11 protein-coding genes are annotated in these 19,309 nt (G+C 66.7%); 1 reads left to right on the top strand and 10 read right to left on the bottom strand.

Features of this window, described 5'->3' with window-relative positions:
* Positions 1-45: 45 nt before the first annotated feature.
* Genes AC06E9_RS07535 through AC06E9_RS07525 form a run of 3 tightly spaced genes read right to left on the bottom strand, consistent with a single transcriptional unit; the run spans position 46 to position 5,857 of the window.
* Entirely contained in the window at positions 46-1,734 is a 1,689-nt protein-coding gene (locus AC06E9_RS07535; protein WP_478055812.1) for a glycoside hydrolase family 43 protein, read from the bottom strand.
* A complete protein-coding gene (locus tag AC06E9_RS07530; protein WP_461769839.1) occupies positions 1,734-3,746 on the bottom strand; it encodes a sialate O-acetylesterase in 2,013 nt (670 codons plus the stop codon). Before AC06E9_RS07530 ends, AC06E9_RS07535 begins: the two co-directional genes overlap by 1 nt.
* Positions 3,743-5,857 carry an alpha-glucuronidase family glycosyl hydrolase gene (locus AC06E9_RS07525; RefSeq protein WP_478055811.1) on the bottom strand — a complete coding sequence of 705 codons (2,115 nt, stop codon included), beginning with the start codon at positions 5,855-5,857 and terminating at the stop codon, positions 3,743-3,745. The genes AC06E9_RS07530 and AC06E9_RS07525 overlap by 4 nt, the downstream gene beginning before the upstream one ends.
* Positions 5,858-5,968: 111 nt before the next feature.
* Here AC06E9_RS07525 and AC06E9_RS07520 point away from each other — a divergent pair, with 111 nt between their 5' ends.
* Positions 5,969-7,027: a LacI family DNA-binding transcriptional regulator gene (locus AC06E9_RS07520; protein WP_478055810.1), complete on the top strand. Its 1,059-nt coding sequence runs from the start codon at positions 5,969-5,971 to the stop codon at positions 7,025-7,027.
* A 14-nt stretch (positions 7,028-7,041) separates the two neighbouring features.
* On the opposite strand, the gene AC06E9_RS07515 is transcribed toward AC06E9_RS07520, so the two are convergent.
* The 7 genes from AC06E9_RS07515 to AC06E9_RS07485 form a co-directional block, all read right to left on the bottom strand.
* Positions 7,042-9,600 (bottom strand): glycoside hydrolase family 3 protein, encoded by a 2,559-nt coding sequence (locus tag AC06E9_RS07515; RefSeq protein WP_478055809.1) that lies wholly within the window; start codon positions 9,598-9,600, stop codon positions 7,042-7,044.
* Positions 9,601-9,622: 22 nt separating this feature from the next.
* Complete coding sequence (gene xylA, locus AC06E9_RS07510; RefSeq protein WP_121036839.1) at positions 9,623-10,957, bottom strand: xylose isomerase; 1,335 nt, start codon at positions 10,955-10,957, stop codon at positions 9,623-9,625.
* Between the two features lie 44 nt (positions 10,958-11,001).
* Positions 11,002-12,495 (bottom strand): xylulokinase, encoded by a 1,494-nt coding sequence (gene xylB, locus AC06E9_RS07505; protein ID WP_478055808.1) that lies wholly within the window; start codon positions 12,493-12,495, stop codon positions 11,002-11,004.
* Between the two features lie 64 nt (positions 12,496-12,559).
* Entirely contained in the window at positions 12,560-14,089 is a 1,530-nt protein-coding gene (locus AC06E9_RS07500) for a tryptophan halogenase family protein (RefSeq protein ID WP_478049565.1), read from the bottom strand.
* Between the two features lie 13 nt (positions 14,090-14,102).
* A complete protein-coding gene (locus AC06E9_RS07495) occupies positions 14,103-15,104 on the bottom strand; it encodes a cupin-like domain-containing protein (RefSeq protein ID WP_478055921.1) in 1,002 nt (333 codons plus the stop codon).
* Positions 15,105-15,125: 21 nt separating this feature from the next.
* Positions 15,126-15,884 (bottom strand): SapC family protein, encoded by a 759-nt coding sequence (locus tag AC06E9_RS07490; protein ID WP_478055807.1) that lies wholly within the window; start codon positions 15,882-15,884, stop codon positions 15,126-15,128.
* A 68-nt stretch (positions 15,885-15,952) separates the two neighbouring features.
* Positions 15,953-19,084 (bottom strand): TonB-dependent receptor, encoded by a 3,132-nt coding sequence (locus AC06E9_RS07485; protein ID WP_478055806.1) that lies wholly within the window; start codon positions 19,082-19,084, stop codon positions 15,953-15,955.
* Positions 19,085-19,309: the final 225 nt, after the last annotated feature.

Raw genomic sequence — 19,309 nt, 5'->3', positions numbered from 1 at the left:
AGATGGGGCCGCGACGGCCGCTGTGGAGGGAAGACGTACGCGTCATCAGTTGCTCCTCAAAGCGCGCTCGTCGCGCGCGAATGGTCCCAGCAGGGCGCCGACGAAGCCGCCTGCGCGATCCGTACTCAATACCGTTCCGTCCACGTCGGCGGCGAGGGTCTGCCAGCCACGCCTTTCGTCCGTATCGAACGCGAAGGCATAGCGCCCCTCGTCACCGGCGATCTTCAAGCGCAACGACGTGGCTGCGGTCACCTCACGCGTGGCCAACGTGCGGGTCACGCCGCTGCCGTCGCGCGCTTCAAGGAAGATCGCCACGCGGTCCCCGCCGAGGCTGCGCACGCCAAGGAAGTACCAGTACGCCTCGTTCTGGAAGGCGGCAAGGCCTGCCGCCACACCCGCGGCCGGCCGCGTCATGTCGGTGCTGGCCTCGAAGCGCAGGTGCTGCTGGCGGCGGCCAAGGAAGGCGGGATTGCGCAGCGTGTCCAGGTTCTCCGTCAGCGGATGCACGGCCAGTGCGCCCGGACGCAGGCTGAGGTCTGCCCACGCCTGTTTGGGGACGCGCACCTGCACCCATCCGGTGCCAAGCGTGGGTGCATCGAAGCTGTCGCGATCGATGAAGTTGCCGGTCGACGGTGCCTGCGCGGCATCGCCCTGCATCCATGACGGTGCCTTGACCGCATACGGAATGGTCTGCCCGGCCGGCAGGATCACCGGCCAGCCGTCACGCCATTGCACGGGCAGCAGATACGTCTCCCGCCCCGTGTTGTAGTGCCGTGTCTGGTAGTTGCGGCTGGCCAGAAACACGGCCCACCAGGTGCCGTCCGGACCTTCCACGAGGTCGGCGTGCCCGGCATTGGTGATCGGCAGCGGCCGGTCGTCCGGCAGGTCGCGCTGGGTGAGAATCGGATTGCCCGCATAGGGCAGGTACGGCCCCCACACCTGGCGGCTGCGCAGAACCACCTGGGAATGCTGCGGGCCGGTACCGCCCTCCGCGTCGGAGAGGTAGTACCAGCCGTCGTGCTTGTAGACGTGCGGCCCCTCGATCCAGATCGGATTCTTCGCCGGCTCCACACCTCCGTCGATCAGTACCTTGCGCGGCCCGACCGGTGTGAACGCGGCCAGATCGAGCTGCTGCATCCAGATCGCGCGGTGACCCTCATAGCGTGGCGGACCGGGCGGAACATCATTGTTCACCAGGTAGACGGCACCGTCGTCGTCGAAGAACAGGGACGGGTCGATGCCCTCGATGCTGGGCAGCCAGTGCGGATCAGACCAGGGGCCGGCCGGATCGCGCGCGGTCGCGATGAAGTTGCCACCGCTGTCGACCGCCGTGGTGACCACATAGAACACGCCGTCGTGGTATTCGATGGCTGGGGCGAAGATGCCGCGGGAGACGCTCAGGCCATCGAAGTCCAGCTGCGTGGGGCGGTCGATTACGTTGCCGATCTGTTTCCAGTGCACCAGATCAACGCTTTCGAACACTGGAATGCCCGGAAAGTAGGTGAAGCTGGAATTGACCAGATAGAACCGTCCGTTGGCGCGGACGATGCTCGGGTCCGCATGGAAGCCGGCAAGAATCGGGTTGCGGTAGTGACCGGCGGGCAGCGGCGTCTCGAAGGCCGCGTCGTGACCGGCATATTCGAACCAATCGAAGTACACCGGTGGCGCGGGCGTGGCACCGAGCGATGGCGCAGCAGGCAGCAGCAGGAGCAGCGTGGCAATCAGCAGGCGCATCAGGGGACCTCCGCGGCGGTGAGGGAAATCTCGAAGGGGCCGGCCGGCGCACCGCTGCTGTCGCGCAGTGTGCAGATCGGGCCGTCCGCCCAGCAATAGCGCACACGCAACGCGCCGCTCCGGTAGTGCCGGCCGCTGGCCGGCTCCACGCAATCCATGCAATCCAACACAACCTCACGCCCCTCCAGCACGGCCTCGGCATAGTCGCAATGCCGCGCATCGGCATCACAGAGCTCGAATCCTATGGGGCCGTTCGCACCGGTCGTGGCCAGGGTGCCGGTGACGTTGTCGAACGCGAGCCTTGTTTCGCCCTGCGCGCGCGACGCCGTGCGAACCGTCGGGCCGGAAGGTGCCAGCGCCCGTTCGCCGTAGACCACGTGACGCGCCACCCGGGCGAGGCGCCGGCCCAGCTCCTGTTTGTTGGGCGGGTGGATGTCGTACGCGTCGCCGATGTCGATCGCCACCGCGAGCCCGGTATGCGGGTCTTCCGCCGCGACGCGGCGCTGCGCCTCGCGCACCTGTGCCCAGCCACTCTCGCCCGGGGCTTGAGGCGGCTGCCCATAGCCGGCCAACTGCACCACCAGCAGCGGCATCCGCGCACCGAACCGGCTGCGCCAGTCATCGCGCAGGCTGCGCAGCCGGTTGGCATAAGCGGCGCCGTCATCCGTGTTGGACTCGCCTTGGTACCAGAGCATTCCACGCAGGCCATAGCCGCCGAGCGGCGCGATCATGCCGTTGTACAGCGTCGACAGACCCGTGGCGGCATGCCAGGGCGCCAGCGGCGGTGCCTGTGCACCGGCCGCCACCCGGTAGTGCCACGGCGCGTCCAGGACGATGCGCGTGCCGTCGTCCAGCTCCACCGCATGGGCGTCGGCCGGTCCCGACAGCCCACCCTCGCCGTAGGTATCCAGCACGTTGATCACCACCGTGTTCTCGCCGGCGTTCAAGAGACCGGCGGGAAGGGTATAACGCCGCGCCTCCGCTGCACCGTACTGGCTGCCCACCGCCACGCCGTTGACCCAGGTCATGTCCGTCTCATCGACGGCGCCCAGCGCAAGCCGTGCGCCCTGCGCCGCCTGCGCGGCGGTCAGCGTGACCTGGGTGCGGTACCAGACCATGCCGTTGTAGTCGGCAAGCGCCGGCACGCCCCAGCGCTCCCATGCGCCCAGCCCGGCGGGGGCCGTGTGCCATGCCGTGTTGTCTTCGCCCGGCTGCCAGGGAGTGTCGCCTTGCAAGGCTCCGTCGCGCATCGACCACCACTGCTGCCATACCTCGCCCCAGCCCGCGGTTGCCGCCGCAGGGTTGCTTGCGTAGACCGTGAGCAGGTCAAGCGCGGGGTCCATGCCGCCCTGCATACGCAGCGCGTCGGCGCTGGTCCACGCCTCGATCCGCGAGCCGCCCCACGCCGCCTGGATCAGCCCCATCGGGACGTCGACGGTCTTCTGCAGTTCACGCGCGAAGTAGAAGCAGGCGGCGGAAAAGTCGCGCACCGCGGCTGGCGACGCCGGCTTCCACGCGGTCGGCGCCGGGAACGTGCTCTGCGGCGTAACGGCTGCGGCCTTGGGCACGGTGAACAGGCGGATCGTCGGGTGCGTGGCGGAGGCGATCTCACTGTCTGCGTCGAGCGCGCGCCACACCGGCAGTTCCATGTTCGACTGCCCGGAACACAACCAGACATCGCCCATCTGTACGTCATGCACGTTCTGGGTGGCCGTCCCTGCGCGGACGGTCATGTCGTGAGGGCCGCCGGCGGGAATGGGTTTCAGCGTTGCATGCCACTGGCCGCCGGCGTCCGCGCGCGTGGTGACGGTTTGTCGCGCGAAGACCACGGAGACCGGGGTGCCGGGCGCAGCATGGCCCCAGACCGGAATCGGCTGGTCGCGCTGCAGCACGGCGTGATCCTGGAACAGCGGATGCAGCAGCGGTGTTGCCGGTTCCTGTGCCACGGCCGTCATGGCAGCGCATGCCACGGCGGTCGCCAGCATCCAGACGATCACCCGTGTCCGACTCATCGCCCATCTCCCGGCGCGGAAGGAAACTGCAGGCGCTGGTACCACGCCAGCGTGTGTGGCGGCGCGGTTTCGCCCGCAGGCAAGGGCCTGCCGCTGACCGACTGGAAGTACGCGACACTGGCATCGCGCCACCACTGCGCTTCGCGCCGCTGGATGCCGAGGAAGGCGGCGACCTGCGCATGCCGCTGCGCATCCACCCTGCCCTGCAGGCCTGCCCAGGTGGCCTTCATGCCCTCTACCTGGCGTACACCCAGGGAGTAACGCCCCACCAGTTCGTCCCACAGCGGTCGTCCTGAGGCCATGCGGTGATCCCACGGGACATGGTGGAACCACAACAGCAGCGGCTCCGGCACCCGTGCCAGGTCGCCGTACACGGCGGCCACCTCGGGGGAGTACTGGGCCACCGCGTTGCTGCCGCGCGCGGTGCGATCGAAGCCGATGCCATCGCGGTCGGCGCGGTGGTAGTACACGGCGGTCCAGTCCGCGCGCGGACCGCCGTCCACCCAGGGGCCCGGCCCGTAATGGTGCCCGCGCGCCATCAGGTGGTGCAGGCCCAGCGGCGTCATGTAGTTCACCGCGGTCTCGCGCGAGGCCATCATCATGTCGACGATGGGCGCCACCACCTCGGGATCCGGCGTGAACGTCATCGCCGCCCAGTCCGCCGCGATCTTGCGGCTGGAGCGCTGGGGATTCCAGGCGAGACGACCGAAGGCGTACCAGTTGGCCTGGTCGAAGTGCGACCCACTCCAGGTGCGATCGCTGCCGATGTTGGCAACGCCGGCGATCCCGGTCAGGAGCTGCGCGACCGTGGCGCCCGCGCTGCCTGCATGGGTATCGGACTGCAGCACCTCCTCGTACAGCGGCCCCAGGTACACCAGATGTGTGGCGAAGCCGAGATACTCCTTGGTGATCTGGACCTCCATCATCAGCGGCGTGCGTGGCATGGCCCCGAACAGGGGATGAAACGGCTCCCGCGGCTGGAAGTCGATGGGCCCGTTCTTTACTTGCACGATCACGTTCGGGCGGAAGTCACCGTCCAGGCCGGCAAATTCGGTGTAGGCCTGCGTGGCGCGGTCCTCGGGCACCTCATGCGCGTAGACGAAGGCGCGCCACATCACCACGCCGCCATGCGGTGCCAGCGCGTCAGCCAGCAGATTGGCGCCGTCCGCATGCGAGCGGCCATAGTCCTGCGGTCCGGGCTGTCCTTCCGAATTGGCCCTGACCAGGAAGCCGCCGAAATCCGGAATGCGCGCGTAGATCTCGTCAGCCTTGTCGCGCCACCAACGTCGCACGTCCGGGTCGAGCGGATCGGCGGTTTTCAGCCCGCCCAGCTCGATGGGGGCGCTGAAGCGCGCGCTCAGGTACACGCGGATGCCGTACGGCCGGAACATGTCCGCCAGCGCGGCCGCTTTGATGAGATATGCCGGCGCAAGGCTCTGCGCGCTCGCGTTTACATTGTTCAGTACGGTGCCGTTGATGCCGAGCGAGGCGTTGGCACGCGCATAGTCCGTATAGCGTGGGTCCCGCCACTCCGGCAGGGTCTGCCAGTCCCACAGCGAGCGGCCCGCATAGCCGCGCTCCACGTAGCCGTCCAGGTTGTCCCAGTGGTCGAGCACGCGCAGCCCGAGCCGTGGCGATTCGCGAACCTCGAGGTCATCGAGTGACGCACCGGTCTGCAGCAGTCGTAGCAGATGGAACACGCCATACAGCACCCCGATATCCTGGCGTGCGGCCACCAGCAGCACCTCGCGCCCGCCGATGTGCGCACGCCTGAGGAGGTAGCCGTCGTCGCCGAGTGATTCCATCTCCTTGCGGAGCGGCGCGATCACGGCCGACGAATCGGGGGTGCCCAGCACCACGCTGGCCTCCGCGCTGGGCGCGATCTGCATCCGCGGCGCGCGACCCAGCAGGCCGGTGAGGCCACGCACAAGCTCCTCGCGCGCGGCACGCTGCGTCGGGGTCTGATCGGGGGCCACGACCCCGCCCAGCCGTGTCCGGTAGTCGGTCGCGAGGGCAGGTTCCAGCGGTGCGTAGCGCAGCCAGAGGGCGTAGCCATCCTCTGCGCGCACGCTGCCCGCGCAGGCGAAAAGTGCCAGGGCGACACCCAACATCCAGTGACACCGCTCGACATTCCGGCGGAGCAGCAGCGTTGCCAGCAAACCTTGTAAGCTGCGGACGTGCCCGCCTTGCGGCAGCGTCACAAAGAAGAAAGGCAACGCGTATTGGACAAGCCGAAGAAATCGGTCCGCCGCAAAACCAGCGGTGTGACGATCGACGAGGTGGCGGCGCTGGCCGGGGTATCGCCGATGACCGTGTCGCGCGCGATCAACCAGGGCAAGGTGCGCGATGTCACCCGCGAGCGCGTGATGCGCGCGGTGCGCGAGCTGGGTTATACGCCCAACCTGGCGGCGAGTTCGCTGGCCGCCGCGCAGCACACGCGCATTGCGCTGATCTACACCAATCCCAGCGGTGCCTACCTGCGGGAGCTGTTGGTCGGCCTGCTGCGGGTTGCCTCCAACGCCGCCATCCAGCTGGTCATCCACTACTGGGACAACTTCGATCCCGACGCCGAGCGCAAGGCCGCACGTGCATTGGGCGGGCGCGTGGATGGCGTCATCCTGCCGCCGCCGTTGTGCGAATCGCAGGCTGCCGTGACCGAGCTGGTCAAGGCGGGCATCCCGGTGGTCGCGATCGCATCGGGTCACCTCAGCAACGATATTTCCTGCGTGCGCATCGACGATTTCCACGCGGGCAAGCAGATGGCCGAGCACCTCATCCAGCACGGTCACAGCCGTATCGGTTTCATCTGTGGCCGCACCGATCTCAGCGCGAGCGCGCGGCGCTACGATGGGTTTGTCAGCGCCCTGCATGACGCAGGCCTGCAGGTGGAACCCGGCCTCATCCAGCAGGGGGACTACACCTACCGTTCGGGGCTTGCCGCGACCGAAAAGTTGCTGTCCCACCGCCGGCCGCCGACCGCGATCTTCGCCAGCAACGACGACATGGGCGCGGCGGTGATCTCCGTCGCACACCGGCGCGGCCTGGAGGTGCCGCGCGACCTGTCGGTGGTGGGCTTCGATGACACCTCGGCCGCAACCACCGTCTGGCCGGAACTCACCACCATTCATCAGCCGATCGCCTCGATGGCCGATGCTGCCATCGATATCCTGCTGCGCACCATCCGCCGCAGGACGGACGATAGCCGCGTGTTGACCGACCACGTCGTGCCACACCGGCTGGTGATGCGCGATTCGGTCGCGAGCCCACCCGAGTGCCGATGACGCAGGGCGCATTGTCACGCGCCCGGGCATGCGATGGTGGTCTCGGCTTCATTCAAGGCACCCAGCGCGACGCGTGACACCGAGACGGTCATGGTTCCCGACGTTGCCAGCGACCAGGGGCGATCCAGCTTGCCGACCTCCGCGCCGGCCGCCGCCAGGCATTTCAACGGCACTCCCACGCGCGTCCATTTGCCTGCGGGCAGGCTCGCCAGGGCCGGTCCGATCGCAATGCGCGCCGAGCAGCCCGTGCCGCAACCGACCGCCAACCAGGCCTCGCCATGCGGGGCGGCGTCAACGCGCAGCGTGGTCAACAGCATCAGATCGCCGTTGCTCTCGCGCTGCAGGTCCAGCGGCGTGTGCGATTGCAGCGCGACGATCGCCTCCCCCTTGCCCGACCACGCAAGCCGACGGCCATCTTCCTGCGCCAGGTGATCCACGCCGGTGACTTTCAGCAGATCGCCCTCGAGCGATTCGGGCACCTGGGTGACGGTCACCCCCTGCCCTGTGCTGTCCTCCAGCCGCAGGGCCATGCCGGAGCCGGCATCCCCGCGCGCAAAGAACACACCGGCCGCCCCTTCGTTGCCGGTGACGCCCGACGCTTCCGGCAGCGCGGCCAGATCGCCATTGTCGGCATAGGTCAGGCCGAAGCCGAAGGCGAACTGCGGGTTGTAGTCCTTCTGCCCGACATTGTTGGCGTACTGCGTTGCCGTGCGCGGCCAGCTGAAGCTCAGCGTTCCCTTGAAGTCGTGCTGCACGCTGCCGTCCGGTCTGCGCAGCAGCACATCGGCAATACCGGCGCCTTCCGAGCCGGGCAGCCATGCCGCCACGAAGGCATCGGCAGCGTTGATCTCACGGTTCACCCACAATGGCCGCCCGCTAAGGAACACCGCCACCACCGGAATGCCGTCGGCCTTGAGCCGCTTGAGCAGCGCAAGATCCGTGTCATCTCCCGGCTTGTACGCCAGCGTGGGCAGATCGCCTTGGAACTCGGCATAGGGGTTCTCGCCGAACACCACCACGGCCACATCCGGCTTCGTCGTGTATCTGCCATCCACCGCAAACAGCGCCTCGCCGCCGGCGCCCTTCGCCTGCTGTGCAATGCCTTCGTAAATCGTATCGGCATTCGGGAAGTCGTTGCGGGTGGTGCCGGTGCCCTGCCAGTTCAGCGTCCAGCCGCCGGACTGCTTGCCGACATCGTTGGCGCCATCGCCGGCCACCAGGATGCGTTGCTTCGGCGACAGCGGCAGTACGCCGCCCTGGTTTTTCAGCAGTACCAGCGATTCGCGCACCGCCTGGCGTGCAACCTCGCGATGCGCCGGCGCACCGATCAGCGCGAACTGGCCGCCGACCGCGCGCGACGACAGTTTGCCCGCTTCGAACAAGCCGAGTCTCATCTTGACCCGCAGGATCCGGCGCACGGCGTCATCCAGGCGCTCCTGGGTGATGGTGCCGGCCTTGACCGCCGCCAGTGTGGTTTCGTAGAAGCCCTTCCAGCTGTCCGACGCCATGGCCATGTCCAGGCCGGCGTTGATGGTGGCCGGGCAATCGGTGGTGGTGCAGCCTTTGACCTGCCCGTGGCCATTCCAGTCGCCCACCACGAAACCACCGAAATTCATGCGGCCCTTCAGCGCGTCCGTCAGGTACCCGGTGTGCCCGTGCATCTTTTCGCCGTTGACGCTGTTGAACGAGGCCATGACCGTCTGTGCGCCAGCCGCGATCGCTGGCGGGTAGCCGGCGGCATGGATGCGGACCAGCTCGGCCTCGCTGATCCGGGTATCGCCCTGGTCCTTGCCATCGGTGGTGCCGCCGTCACCGAGGAAGTGTTTGACCGAGGCGATGACATGACGGCCGTCAAGGAAGGCTGGCGAGCCCACCTTGCCCTGCAGGCCCTCGACCATCGCACCGGCATAGCTGGCCACCACCTCGGGCGATTCGGAATACCCTTCGTAGGTACGTCCCCAGCGATCGTCCTGCGGTACCGCCACGGTGGGCGCGAACGCCCACTCCATCCCGGTCGCGCGGGTTTCCAGGGCGGTGATCTCACCGATGCGGCGCAGCAGTTCCGGGTTGCGGGTCGCGCCCAGGCCGATGTTGTGCGGGAACAGGGTCGCGCCGATGATGTTGCTCTGGCCGTGCACCGCGTCGATACCGAACAGCACCGGAATCGCCTTGCCGCCGTGCGAGGTATCCATCGAAGCGGCATGGAACGCATCGGCCAGCGCCAGCCATTCGGCAGGCGAGGCATCGTAGCGGCCGCCGGGGTCGGAGTTGCCCCCGGCCAGGACCGAGCCCAGCCGGTACCGGCGCAGGTCCTCCGGCGTGATGCTGGCAATATCCCCCTGCACCAGCTGGCCCACCTTATCCTCCACCGTCATGGTGGCCATGAGGTCGGTGATCCGCCTTTCCAGTGCGGCATCGGGCGGCAGCGGCCAGGTCACCGCCGGCCATGGGTTGGCCGGGGCCTGGGCCTGGGGAGGTGCCGCGGCCTTGTCCTCGCCCTTGCAGGCGGCAAGCGCAAGCAGCAGCACCGACACCAGAAAACCGGTGCGGCACGTGGGGTGGTGGTGGGTCATGGTGCTCTCCTTGCCGCCGCGCTCAGCGCAGCAGGTACTGGTTGATCAGGTTTTCGTAGCGTTCCTGCTTGCCGCTGATCTGCCGGGGCTCGCCACCCTTGGCACCCAGCGCGGCCAGATCGATGAGGCTGAGCCCGCCGCGCTCAAACTCCTTGCCGGCACCGCTGTCGAAGCTGGCATAACGTTCCTTGCGCCACTGCTCCCACGGCGATTCATGCAGCAGGGCGTGGGCGACTTCCAGCCCGCGGGCGAACGCATCCATGCCGCCGATATGGGCAATGAACAGATCGTCCAGGTCGGTCGATTCACGGCGGACCTTGGCGTCAAAGTTCAATCCGCCCTCCAGCCCACCCTGCCGCAGCACCACCAGCATGGCGCCCACGGTGTCGTACAGGTCGCTCGGGAACTGGTCGGTATCCCAGCCGTTCTCGGCATTGCCGCGGTTGGCGTCGATGCTGCCCAGCAGGCCGCTGTCCGAGGCGACCTGCAGATCGTGTTCGAAGGTGTGGCCGGAGAGCGTGGCGTGGTTCGCCTCGATGTTGAGCTTGAAGTCCTTGTCCAGGCCATGCGTCTTGAGGAAGCCCGCCACGGTCGCACTGTCGAAATCGTACTGGTGCTTCATCGGCTCCATCGGCTTGGGCTCGATCAGGAAGTTCCCCTTCAGGCCGATGCTGCGGCCGTAGTCCCGCGCCATGGTGAGGAACCGTGCGAGGTGGTCGACCTCGCGCTTCATCTGCGTGTTCACGAGCGAGGCGTAGCCTTCGCGGCCACCCCAGAACACGTAATGCTCGCCACCCAGTTCAACCGTTGCCTCCAGGGCCGCCTTCACCTGCACCGCCGCCCGCGCCACCACCGCGAAATCGGGATTGGTCGAGGCACCGTTCATGTAGCGCGGGTGCGAGAACAGATTGGCGGTGCCCCACAGCAGTTTCATTCCAGTGGCGTCCTGGCGCGCTTTGGCCAGGCCCACCATGTGCTTGAGGTTCTTTTCGTACACGCCGACATCGTCGGCATCCGGCGCCAGGTCGATATCGTGGAAGCACCAGTACGGCACGCCCAGCTTGGTGAAGAACTCGAAGGCCGCATCCACCTTGGCCTCGGCGGTCGCCATCGGCGAGCTGGCTTCCCAAGGGAAATGGCGGGTGCCTGGACCAAACGGATCATGCCCGGCGTTGCAGAAGGTGTGCCAGTAGCAGACCGCAAAGCGCAGGTGCTCCTGCATGGTCTTGCCGCCGATGATCTTGTGGGCGTCATAGACCTTGAAGGCGAGCGGGTTGTCCGAGTCCCGGCCTTCGAAGGGGATGCGGCCGATGCCGGGGAAGTATTCCTTGGCGCCGATGAAGGGCTGCGTGCTCATGGTGGCTCGTCCTGTCGTTGTGCGAGGGGTCGCGGAAAGGGGGATCAGCCGCGATACAGCGGCGTGAGGGCGTCGAGATGACGCAGGAAACGTGCATACGCGGTGGCATAGGCCTGGGCGCGCGCCGGATCCGGGCGCGCGGACAGCTGCGGCGCGAGCGCGACATGCTGGTCAGCGATAGCGGCGATGGAGGTGGCATCACCGCGTGCCTTGCCGAAGGCCCACAGGGCCTGCAATGCGGCGCCGAACGCCGCGCCTTCGGCGTGGATCGGCACATCCACCGGCAGGCCGAATACATCGGCCACCAGTTGCCGCCACTCGGTGCTGTTGCTGCCACCGCCGGTCAGCACGATGCGCTCGAACGACATGCCGGCGCCCACGAAGGCATCGAAGCCGTACTTCAGGCTGTACGTCGCCCCTTCCATGGCCGCGCGATAGAAATGCGCCGGGGTCATGTTGGTGGTGTCCAGCCCCGCCAGCACGCCCTTGCCGAGCGGCAGATCCGGCGTGCGCTCGCCGTTGAGGAACGGCAGCATCACCAGGCCGTCGGCGCCGGGCGACGTGGCGCGCAGGTGGCCATCGCCGTAGCGGGTGCTGAAGCCGAAGGCGTCGGCGACCTGTTCGGTCACCACCGTGCAGTTCATCGTGCAGATCAGGGGCAGCCAGCCGCCGGTGGAGGAGCAGAACGCGGCCCACGCCCCGTCGGGATCGACCACGGGCGTGTCGGAGTAGGCAAACAGGGTGCCCGAGGTGCCCAGGCTCATCGCCAGGCGGCCCGGTGCAACGCAGCCGGTACCGATGGCCGCCATCATGTTGTCACCGCCCCCAACGGCAACCTTCACGGTGTTAGGCAGCCCCAGTCTGGCCGCCGCGGCCGGATCGATGTCGAACAGCTCGTCGGGTGCGGCGATGCGCGGCAGGCAGAGCGCAAGGTCACGCTCCGGATCGGTCGCACGCAGCAACTCGGCCGACCACGTGCGGGTGCGCACGTCCAGCCAGCCCGTGCCCGACGCATCCCCGTATTCGCAGAAGCGCTGGCCGGTCAGCACGAGGTTGAGATAGTCGTGCGGCAGCAGGATCGTTGCGAGCCTGGCGTAGGCCTCGGGCCGGTGCGTCTTCGTCCAGGGCAGTTTGGACGCGGTGTAACCGGTAAGGACGGGGTTGCCGGCGAGCGCGATGGTGCGCGCTGTTCCGCCGACCGCCTCCATGATCTGCACGCACTCGGCCGAGGTGCTGGTGTCGCACCACAGTTTGGCCGGTGCCAGGACCTGCCCGGCGACGTCGACGGGTACGAAGCCGTGCTGTTGGCCCGAGACCGCCAGCGCGCAGATGCGGGACCTGATCTTGGAATCGATCGCACGGAAGCAGGCCTGAAGGGCTGCGACCCATGCTGCCGGGTCCTGTTCACGGCTGCCATCGGCAGTGGAGGTCAGTTCCAGGGGCGCGCTGGCGCTGGCAATGAGATGCCGCCCGGCAGGGTCGTACACCACGACTTTCAGACTCTGCGTACCTGCATCGATTCCGGCAACCAGATCCATGTAGTCCATCCCGTGGGTGTTTGAAGGTAGCGCTACCATTTCCGGGCAACAGCGTGCGTCTGTGCTATGCCAAGGCGGAGGCCCGCGGCCATACGTCCTGCGCCGCTTTGCAGTAGCGTTCGATGAACGCTGCCTGCGACGGCATCGTCGCGAGCGCCTGCTCCACCGGCTGGCGGATCCGCATCAACAGCGTGCGCAGGTCCGCGTCCCCGATGGCGGCTGCAAGCGGATGCGCAGGTCCCGGCTGGATCCCCTGCCCCATCAGCACGCTCGTCCAGGAGTCGACCCGGAACAGCTCGCCGGGGTCCTGCCAGGCATGCGCACGTTCGCGCCAGGCACGCAGCCGGACCGCAAGCGATTCGGGCAGTTCCATCTCACGACAGGCCTTCCACATCGGCTCGTCGCGCTGGTTGGCGTGGTAGTGCAGGATGATGAAGTCGCGCACGTGCTCCATCTCCTGCCGGCTGACCTCGTTGTACAAGTCCACCAGCGCCGGGCTGATGCCGTCGGACGGGAACAGCTGGATCAGGCGTACCACCGCGCTGATGGTCAGGTGGATGCTGGTCGATTCCAGCGGCTCGATGAAACCACTGGCAAGCCCGAGTGCCACCACGTTCTTGTTCCAGGCCTTCAACCGCCTTCCGCTGCGGAACGGCACCAGCCAGGGGTCGCGCAGGGGCGGGCCGTCAACGTCGCGCAGCAGCTTGGCGTGCGCCTCGTCATCGGACATGTGGCGGCTGGAGAACACCAGCCCGCAGCCGACCCGGTGCTGAAGCGCGATGTGCCACCGCCACCCGGCTTCGTGTGCGATGGCGCGGGTGTACGGAACCGGCGATCCGACCGACGCGGTCTGCACCGCAACGGCACGATCACTGGGCAACCATTCGTGCCAGTCCTCATAGCCGGTATGCAGGGTCTGCTCGGTCAACAGGCCGCGGAAGCCCGTGCAGTCGATGAACAGGTCGCCCTCGATGACCTGTCCGTCTTCCAGCACCAGCGATTGAACGGCGCCGTCGTGGGCATGTTGGCGGACCTCGCGGATCTTGCCTTCCACCCGTCGCAGCCCGTGGCCTTCGGCTTTGCGGCGCAGGAATTTCGCGTAGAGCCCGGCGTCGAAGTGATAGGCGTAGTTGACCTGGGGCTGGGTCTGCAGCGAGAACCGGTCTTGCCGCGAGGCCGCGCTTTCCAGACAGAAATCGCCCAGGTCCGATGGCATCCCGCGGCGCAGGCTGTCCAGCCAGAAATGGTGGAACGGCGTGGCCCAGGTCCCCTGCCCGATCGTGCCGAACGGATGGATGAAACGCTCCCCGGGGCGACGCCAGTTCTCGAACGAGATCGAGAGCTTGAACGTGCCGGCGACGGCCTGCAGGAACTCCTGCTCATCGATCTGCAGAAAACGGTGGAACGTGCGGATGGGGGGCACGGTCGACTCGCCGACACCCACCGTACCGATCTGCTCGGACTCCACCAGGGTGATGTCCAGCTGGTCGCGGAACTGGTGCGCCAGCGCACAGCCGGCCAGCCAGCCAGCGGTGCCGCCACCGGCGATGACGATCTTGCGGATCCGTCCCTGCGTTGTGTTCGCCACGTTCAATGCGGTGCTCCCATCAGCGGTTGAGTCGAGCCAGCAGCTGCGCGCGCATGTGGCGCGCCTGCGTCTCGTCGAACGGTGCCAGCGCGCCCCGGGCGGCGTCGGGCAGGTGTTGCCCTGCACGCTCACCCGGGCCGAAGACGTAGTACTCGAAGATCGTTGCCCAGGCCTGCTTCTCGCGCGGGGGCAGATCGCGCACCGCCCACATCGCGTGATGGAGTGCCGGCAGCGGCGAGGACAGGAAGGCCGGCGAACTGCGCCACCAGTAGTTCACCAGCACATTGAACGGGGCGAGGCTGCGCACGTGGTGCCACCACAGGCTCGGAATGAAGATCGCATCACCCGGTTCCAGCACGGCGGTCTGTGCGCTTGCCAATGCATCACGGAACCGGGGGTGGCGCGCGAAGTCCGGGCGGTCGATATCCACCACGCTGACCACCTGCCCCCCCGGCGTGGGGTCCAGCGGGCCCGGGTACAGGTTGTCGATCTGCTCCGGCGGAAACAACGTGAACCGGCGCCGGCCCACGGCGCAGCACGCCAGGTTGTCGGGCGTGTCGAAATGGCAGGAAGCGGTTACCCGGTTGCCGATCCAGATGCTCGCTGAAGCGTCGATGCCCTGCCCGGCCAGGCCGGCATCGTTGTGCTGCGCGAAGCCCGGCAGTGCCCGCTCGATCAGCAGGGAGGCGACATAGTAGGTGGGCGGCCGCGGTGCCTCGAGGGTGGCTTCAATGTCGTCCAGCACCTGCGTCAACAATCCACGCCGGACCTCGACGTTCAACCGGGTGAAATCCTCGTTATAGAACGGGCGCCCCTCGATCTCCGGCCCGCCGAAGGAATACGTGACCGGCACACCTGCCTCGAAGCCGCGCAGATAGCCCAGTGCCGCCTGCGTGGAGCGCAATCCTGCCTGCACCATCGGCCAGTCGCGCGCGATGCCGCGCAGCACCACCGGCTCGCCGGCATCCACCAGCGCCTCCAGCGGAAGCGCGCCAGGCGCGAGGCCTTCCAGTGTCCGCATGGCAGTGACGTCCAGCACCGGTCAGTTCCTGCCCGCCGCCGCGGCGGCATCCTGCAGACGCAGACGTTTCTGTTTCTCTGCGATCAGGCGACGCATGTTGTGCAGCGACGCCAGCATCAGGTACGCACCTTCCAGGTAGCCGGCGCGATTGAGTTCGGCCAGCGCCGGACCGTCCAGCTGGGCAAGCCGGTCACGGTCGATGGCGTGCAGGCCGTTGACACCGACCCGATGCTCCTGGGCAATCTGCACGTCGAGCGTGATCGGTTGAATGAGGTCTTTCGCATCCAGCTCGGCAAACATCGCCGCCCCGAAGGCGTGTCCCTCGTGGATACCACGCAGCACGCCTGCGATGTGGTCCAGATAAGGTGTGTTGCCCCCCTGCGGCAGGAATACCGGCTCGCCCTGCATCGCCGTCACGCGCGGGTGATCCAGATCCACGTGCAGCACCGCTTCCTGGGTGAGCGTGCCATCGATCTGGTTCTCCTGGAAGCCGATCAGGAACGGCCCCTTGGCCGCCGCCCCGGGCAGGTAGGACGCATTCCATCGGCCGTCCTGCAGGTAAAGATTCTCGTGCTGCTCGAACCCGAGCAGGACCACGGACTGCCACTGGCCCGTGGCGGCGTCCTTGCGAAGGAAAATGGGATATTCCCGCTGCAGTTCGGCGAACTCGCTCGGGTAGGCCGGCACCATGCCGACCGCATCGCCGAACGCGGGCCCGAAATCGGTGGCCACGCGCAGATCGCGGTGGGCGATGTTGTTGAGCATTTCGTAACGCGGCATGGTGTTCTTCCCACCCCATCAGGACCCTTGAACGGGTGCCGCTGCCAGGGCAGCGGCACCCCCACACGTCAGAACCTGTAACGAACGCCGAGCATGTAACGCGGGCTCTGGTCAGCCAGCTTCACGATCATCTGCGAGGTGCGCGAGCGCCAACGGACGTCCTCACCGGTCAGGTTGATCGCTTCCAGGCCGAACGACCAGTGATCGTCCAGCGTGTAGTTCACGCTGAGATCCCACTGTTCGTACGCCTCCACGTAGTACGGATTCCGGCTGGCCCCCTGGTTGGCCAGAATCAGATACTGGTCACGCCAGTTCCACGCCAAGCGGACCGACCAACCGTATTTTTCGTACATTAGCACGGCGTTTGCGGTGTCACTGAGGCCGGTCAAGGCGAACTGGTCGATGGCCGGGTCGCCCCCGTTGTTGTAGCCGACATCGCCGTTCACGAGGGTGTAGTTGGCGAGGACGCCAAAGCCGGTATCGCCGAAGAAGTACTGGCCACCCAGCTCCCAGCCATGCAGCTTGGCCTGGTTCTGGTTGATGGGTCGGTTGACGTTGAACGCATAGAGCGGGTCATCACCCTCCCCGTACAGATCGTAGGCCGCTTCGGTGGCCAGCACCTGCGCGTCGGTTCCGTTATAGGCGCCCAGGCCGGCCGGGTTGTTGCGCAACAGGGCCAGCGCGGTGAACAGGGCCGTATCGTTGGCCGAGCAGGCCGCCGCATTGGCCGCACCGACCTGGGTGATGCAGGCGCCGCTGTTGAGGAAGGCCAACGCGGCTTGCGCATCCGGACCGGCGGTGGGATCCCTCAGCCCATACAGATTCTCCTGCACGATCGTGTTGCCGATGAAGTTGTTGACGGACTTGTTCCAGTAGGTCAACGACACGTAGCTCGCATCGGCGAAGTACCACTCCAGTGCCAGGTCGAGGTTGTCGGACTCCAGCGGCTTCAGCTGCGGGTTCTGTGCGGTGCCGCTGGCCCGCGAAGACGGATCGATGAGCACCGAGCCAAACGGCTGCTGTGCGGTCGGGCCTGCATAGAGGTTGCCGATCGGCGCGCGCGCGATGCTCTTGCCGAACGAGACACGCCCCTTCAGGTTGTCCATGAGGTCGATGCTGAAATCGAGGTTGGGCAGGATGTAGCTGTAGCTGTTCTTCTCGGTGAACGGCTGTTGCTCATCGGACAGCACCACGCGGAAGTCGTTGTTGGACTGCCACTCGATGGCCTCCGGGATGGCGATGACCGACGTGGACACCACATCGGTGGTTTCATAGCGCACGCCCAGGCGGGTATTGGTGCGCAGGCCGCCCAGCTCGCCATCCAGCTCGACCTGGAAATAGGCCGATTTCGTCTTCTCCTCCACCAGGTTGTCGGCGGCCCGCTGCGGGCTCACGCCAAGACTGGCGCCATAGTTGTCCGCCGCCCATTGCGCGAGGCGGCCCGCATCGCCGCGCCAGGCGGTGAAGCTGTTGGCATTGAAGTCGTTGAACAACCCGACGATGTTGACCGGCTGCAGCAGGTCCATCAGCCCATTGGCCACATCCCCGTCGACGTTGGCCACGCCCCAGTCGCCCAGCGTGCTGTAGTTTTCCGCGGCCTGGATGCGGTGGGTGGTCTGCTTGCTCGAGTCCACGCCAAACTGGAAGCGCCCCTTGTCGAAGCTCCACTCACCGTCGATGCGCCCCTGCTTGATCTCGCTGACCTGGGTCTGCGAATTGATGCGCAGCACCTGCGAGCCGATCTCGCCCGGCACGAAGCCCGGGTTGACCACGCCATTGGCTTTGGCGATGGCATCGGCCGTGCTCGGGTACCAGACCTGGGTGCCCACCGGCAAGCCGTTGTTGAAGTTCATTTCCTGCACCCACGACCCACCGCAATGCGGCCCGGTGGTGCAGTTGTTGGTGCCGGCGATGCTGCTGAAGATGGAGCCGCCCCCGGTGAGCGGATCGTTCGGCCGGCTTTCGTTCTTGGAATCGTGCGCGTCGAAGGTCAGCTTGAACCGGTCGGTGACGTTCCACAGGGCGTTGAAACCGAGCGATCCCAGCTTGTATTTCTGCATGCTGCGCTGCTGCTCAAGCCCGAAATCCTTGGTGCCCGCGATTTCACGGATATAGACCGGCGTCGCGACCGCACCGCTGGTGTCGAACGTGACATCGGTGTAGTTGCTGTTCTGCAACCACATGCCCTGTTCGCCACGATTCTCGGTGATCTCGTTGGTCGAATAGGTGTAGTCCAGGGTCAGGGTCACCGCGTCGGTCGGTGCGAACTGCAGCATCGCCTGACCATTGATGCGCTCACGCTCGAACTCGGAGAACGCATAGCGAAGGTCGTTCGGGCGACCGTACAGTGCGCCCACCGCCGGGGCATTGACCACGGTCGGGTTGCCGGGCATCGTGCCGGTCCACGGCTGGATGTTCCAGTAGTTGTTGGTGGCCTGCACCGAGCCACCCTTGCGCTTCTGGTAGCTCGCACTCACGCCGACGCCGAAGGTCTTTTCCGGGTTGCTGTAGCTGAAAATGCCGGACAGTTCGGGCGTCAGGTCGTTGTCGAACGGCTGGCTCTGGTCGGAGACGACCTTCGCACCGGCACTGGCGACGGTGCCGTCATGATCGAACGGGCGTCCGGTCAGGATGTTGATGGTGGCGCCGATCCCACCGCTGGGGACATTGGCCTGGCTGGTCTTGTAGACCTCGATGCCATTGATGGATTCGGCGGCCAGCTGGGCGAAGTTGAAGGCACGGGTACCTCCGTCCACGCCGCCGATGGCGACCTGCCCGGACGCGCCGAACGCATCCGCGCCCGGCATCTGCCGCCCGTTGAGCGTGACCATGTTGAACTGCGGGCCAAAGCCACGCGCGGTGACCTGTGCACCTTCACCATCACGACGTTCGATGGAGATGCCGCTGATGCGTTGCAGCGATTCGGCCAGGTTGGTATCCGGGAACTTGCCGATATCCTCGGCACTGATGGCATCCACCACGCCGGCCGAGTCGCGTTTGATGTCCATCGCCTGGCTGAGGCTGTTGCGGATGCCGGTGACCTGCACGGTGTCCAGCTGGGTCGGGCTGGGCTGGGCCTGCGGCTGGGCGACGGCCGCCGGCGTTGGCGCGTCCTGTGCAAATGCAGGATTGATGACCAGGACGCCACCGACAAACGTGAACATGGCCCTGGAGGTGAACTTCGCCAGCGTGCGGCTCATGAACGAGCCCCCCGGCCTTGGGTACGACGGAACGTAGAAGCGCTCATGACTCTCCCCTCTGACATAACGATCGAATGGATGTACCGCCCCTCCTGGGGGCACGTACGGGCGATGCCCGTCTTCCACACCGAACATCGCAGCGCGCTGTGCGCTTGCTGCGACTCACACTCGCTTTCAGGCTTGCCAGAACAGCCGCGTGGTAAAGGGGGGGTACCCGTTGGCCCT

Source organism: Stenotrophomonas sp. Steno-Z10-BAI, assembly GCF_056393115.1.
The sequence above is the reverse complement of the archived record's forward strand: the minus strand, read 5'-3'. Positions and strand labels throughout refer to the sequence as shown.

Excerpts from the sequence above, each read along its gene's own strand:
- AC06E9_RS07515 (WP_478055809.1), bottom strand. The coding sequence starts at position 9,600 with ATGACCCACCACCACCCCACGTGCCGCACCGGTTTTCTGGTGTCGGTG.
- AC06E9_RS07530 (WP_461769839.1), bottom strand. The coding sequence starts at position 3,746 with ATGAGTCGGACACGGGTGATCGTCTGGATGCTGGCGACCGCCGTGGCA.
- xylA (WP_121036839.1), bottom strand. The coding sequence starts at position 10,957 with ATGAGCACGCAGCCCTTCATCGGCGCCAAGGAATACTTCCCCGGCATC.
- AC06E9_RS07495 (WP_478055921.1), bottom strand. The coding sequence starts at position 15,104 with ATGCGGACACTGGAAGGCCTCGCGCCTGGCGCGCTTCCGCTGGAGGCG.
- AC06E9_RS07535 (WP_478055812.1), bottom strand. The coding sequence starts at position 1,734 with ATGCGCCTGCTGATTGCCACGCTGCTCCTGCTGCTGCCTGCTGCGCCA.
- xylB (WP_478055808.1), bottom strand. The coding sequence starts at position 12,495 with ATGGATCTGGTTGCCGGAATCGATGCAGGTACGCAGAGTCTGAAAGTC.
- AC06E9_RS07485 (WP_478055806.1), bottom strand. The coding sequence starts at position 19,084 with ATGAGCCGCACGCTGGCGAAGTTCACCTCCAGGGCCATGTTCACGTTT.
- AC06E9_RS07525 (WP_478055811.1), bottom strand. The coding sequence starts at position 5,857 with ATGTTGGGTGTCGCCCTGGCACTTTTCGCCTGCGCGGGCAGCGTGCGC.
- AC06E9_RS07490 (WP_478055807.1), bottom strand. The coding sequence starts at position 15,884 with ATGCCGCGTTACGAAATGCTCAACAACATCGCCCACCGCGATCTGCGC.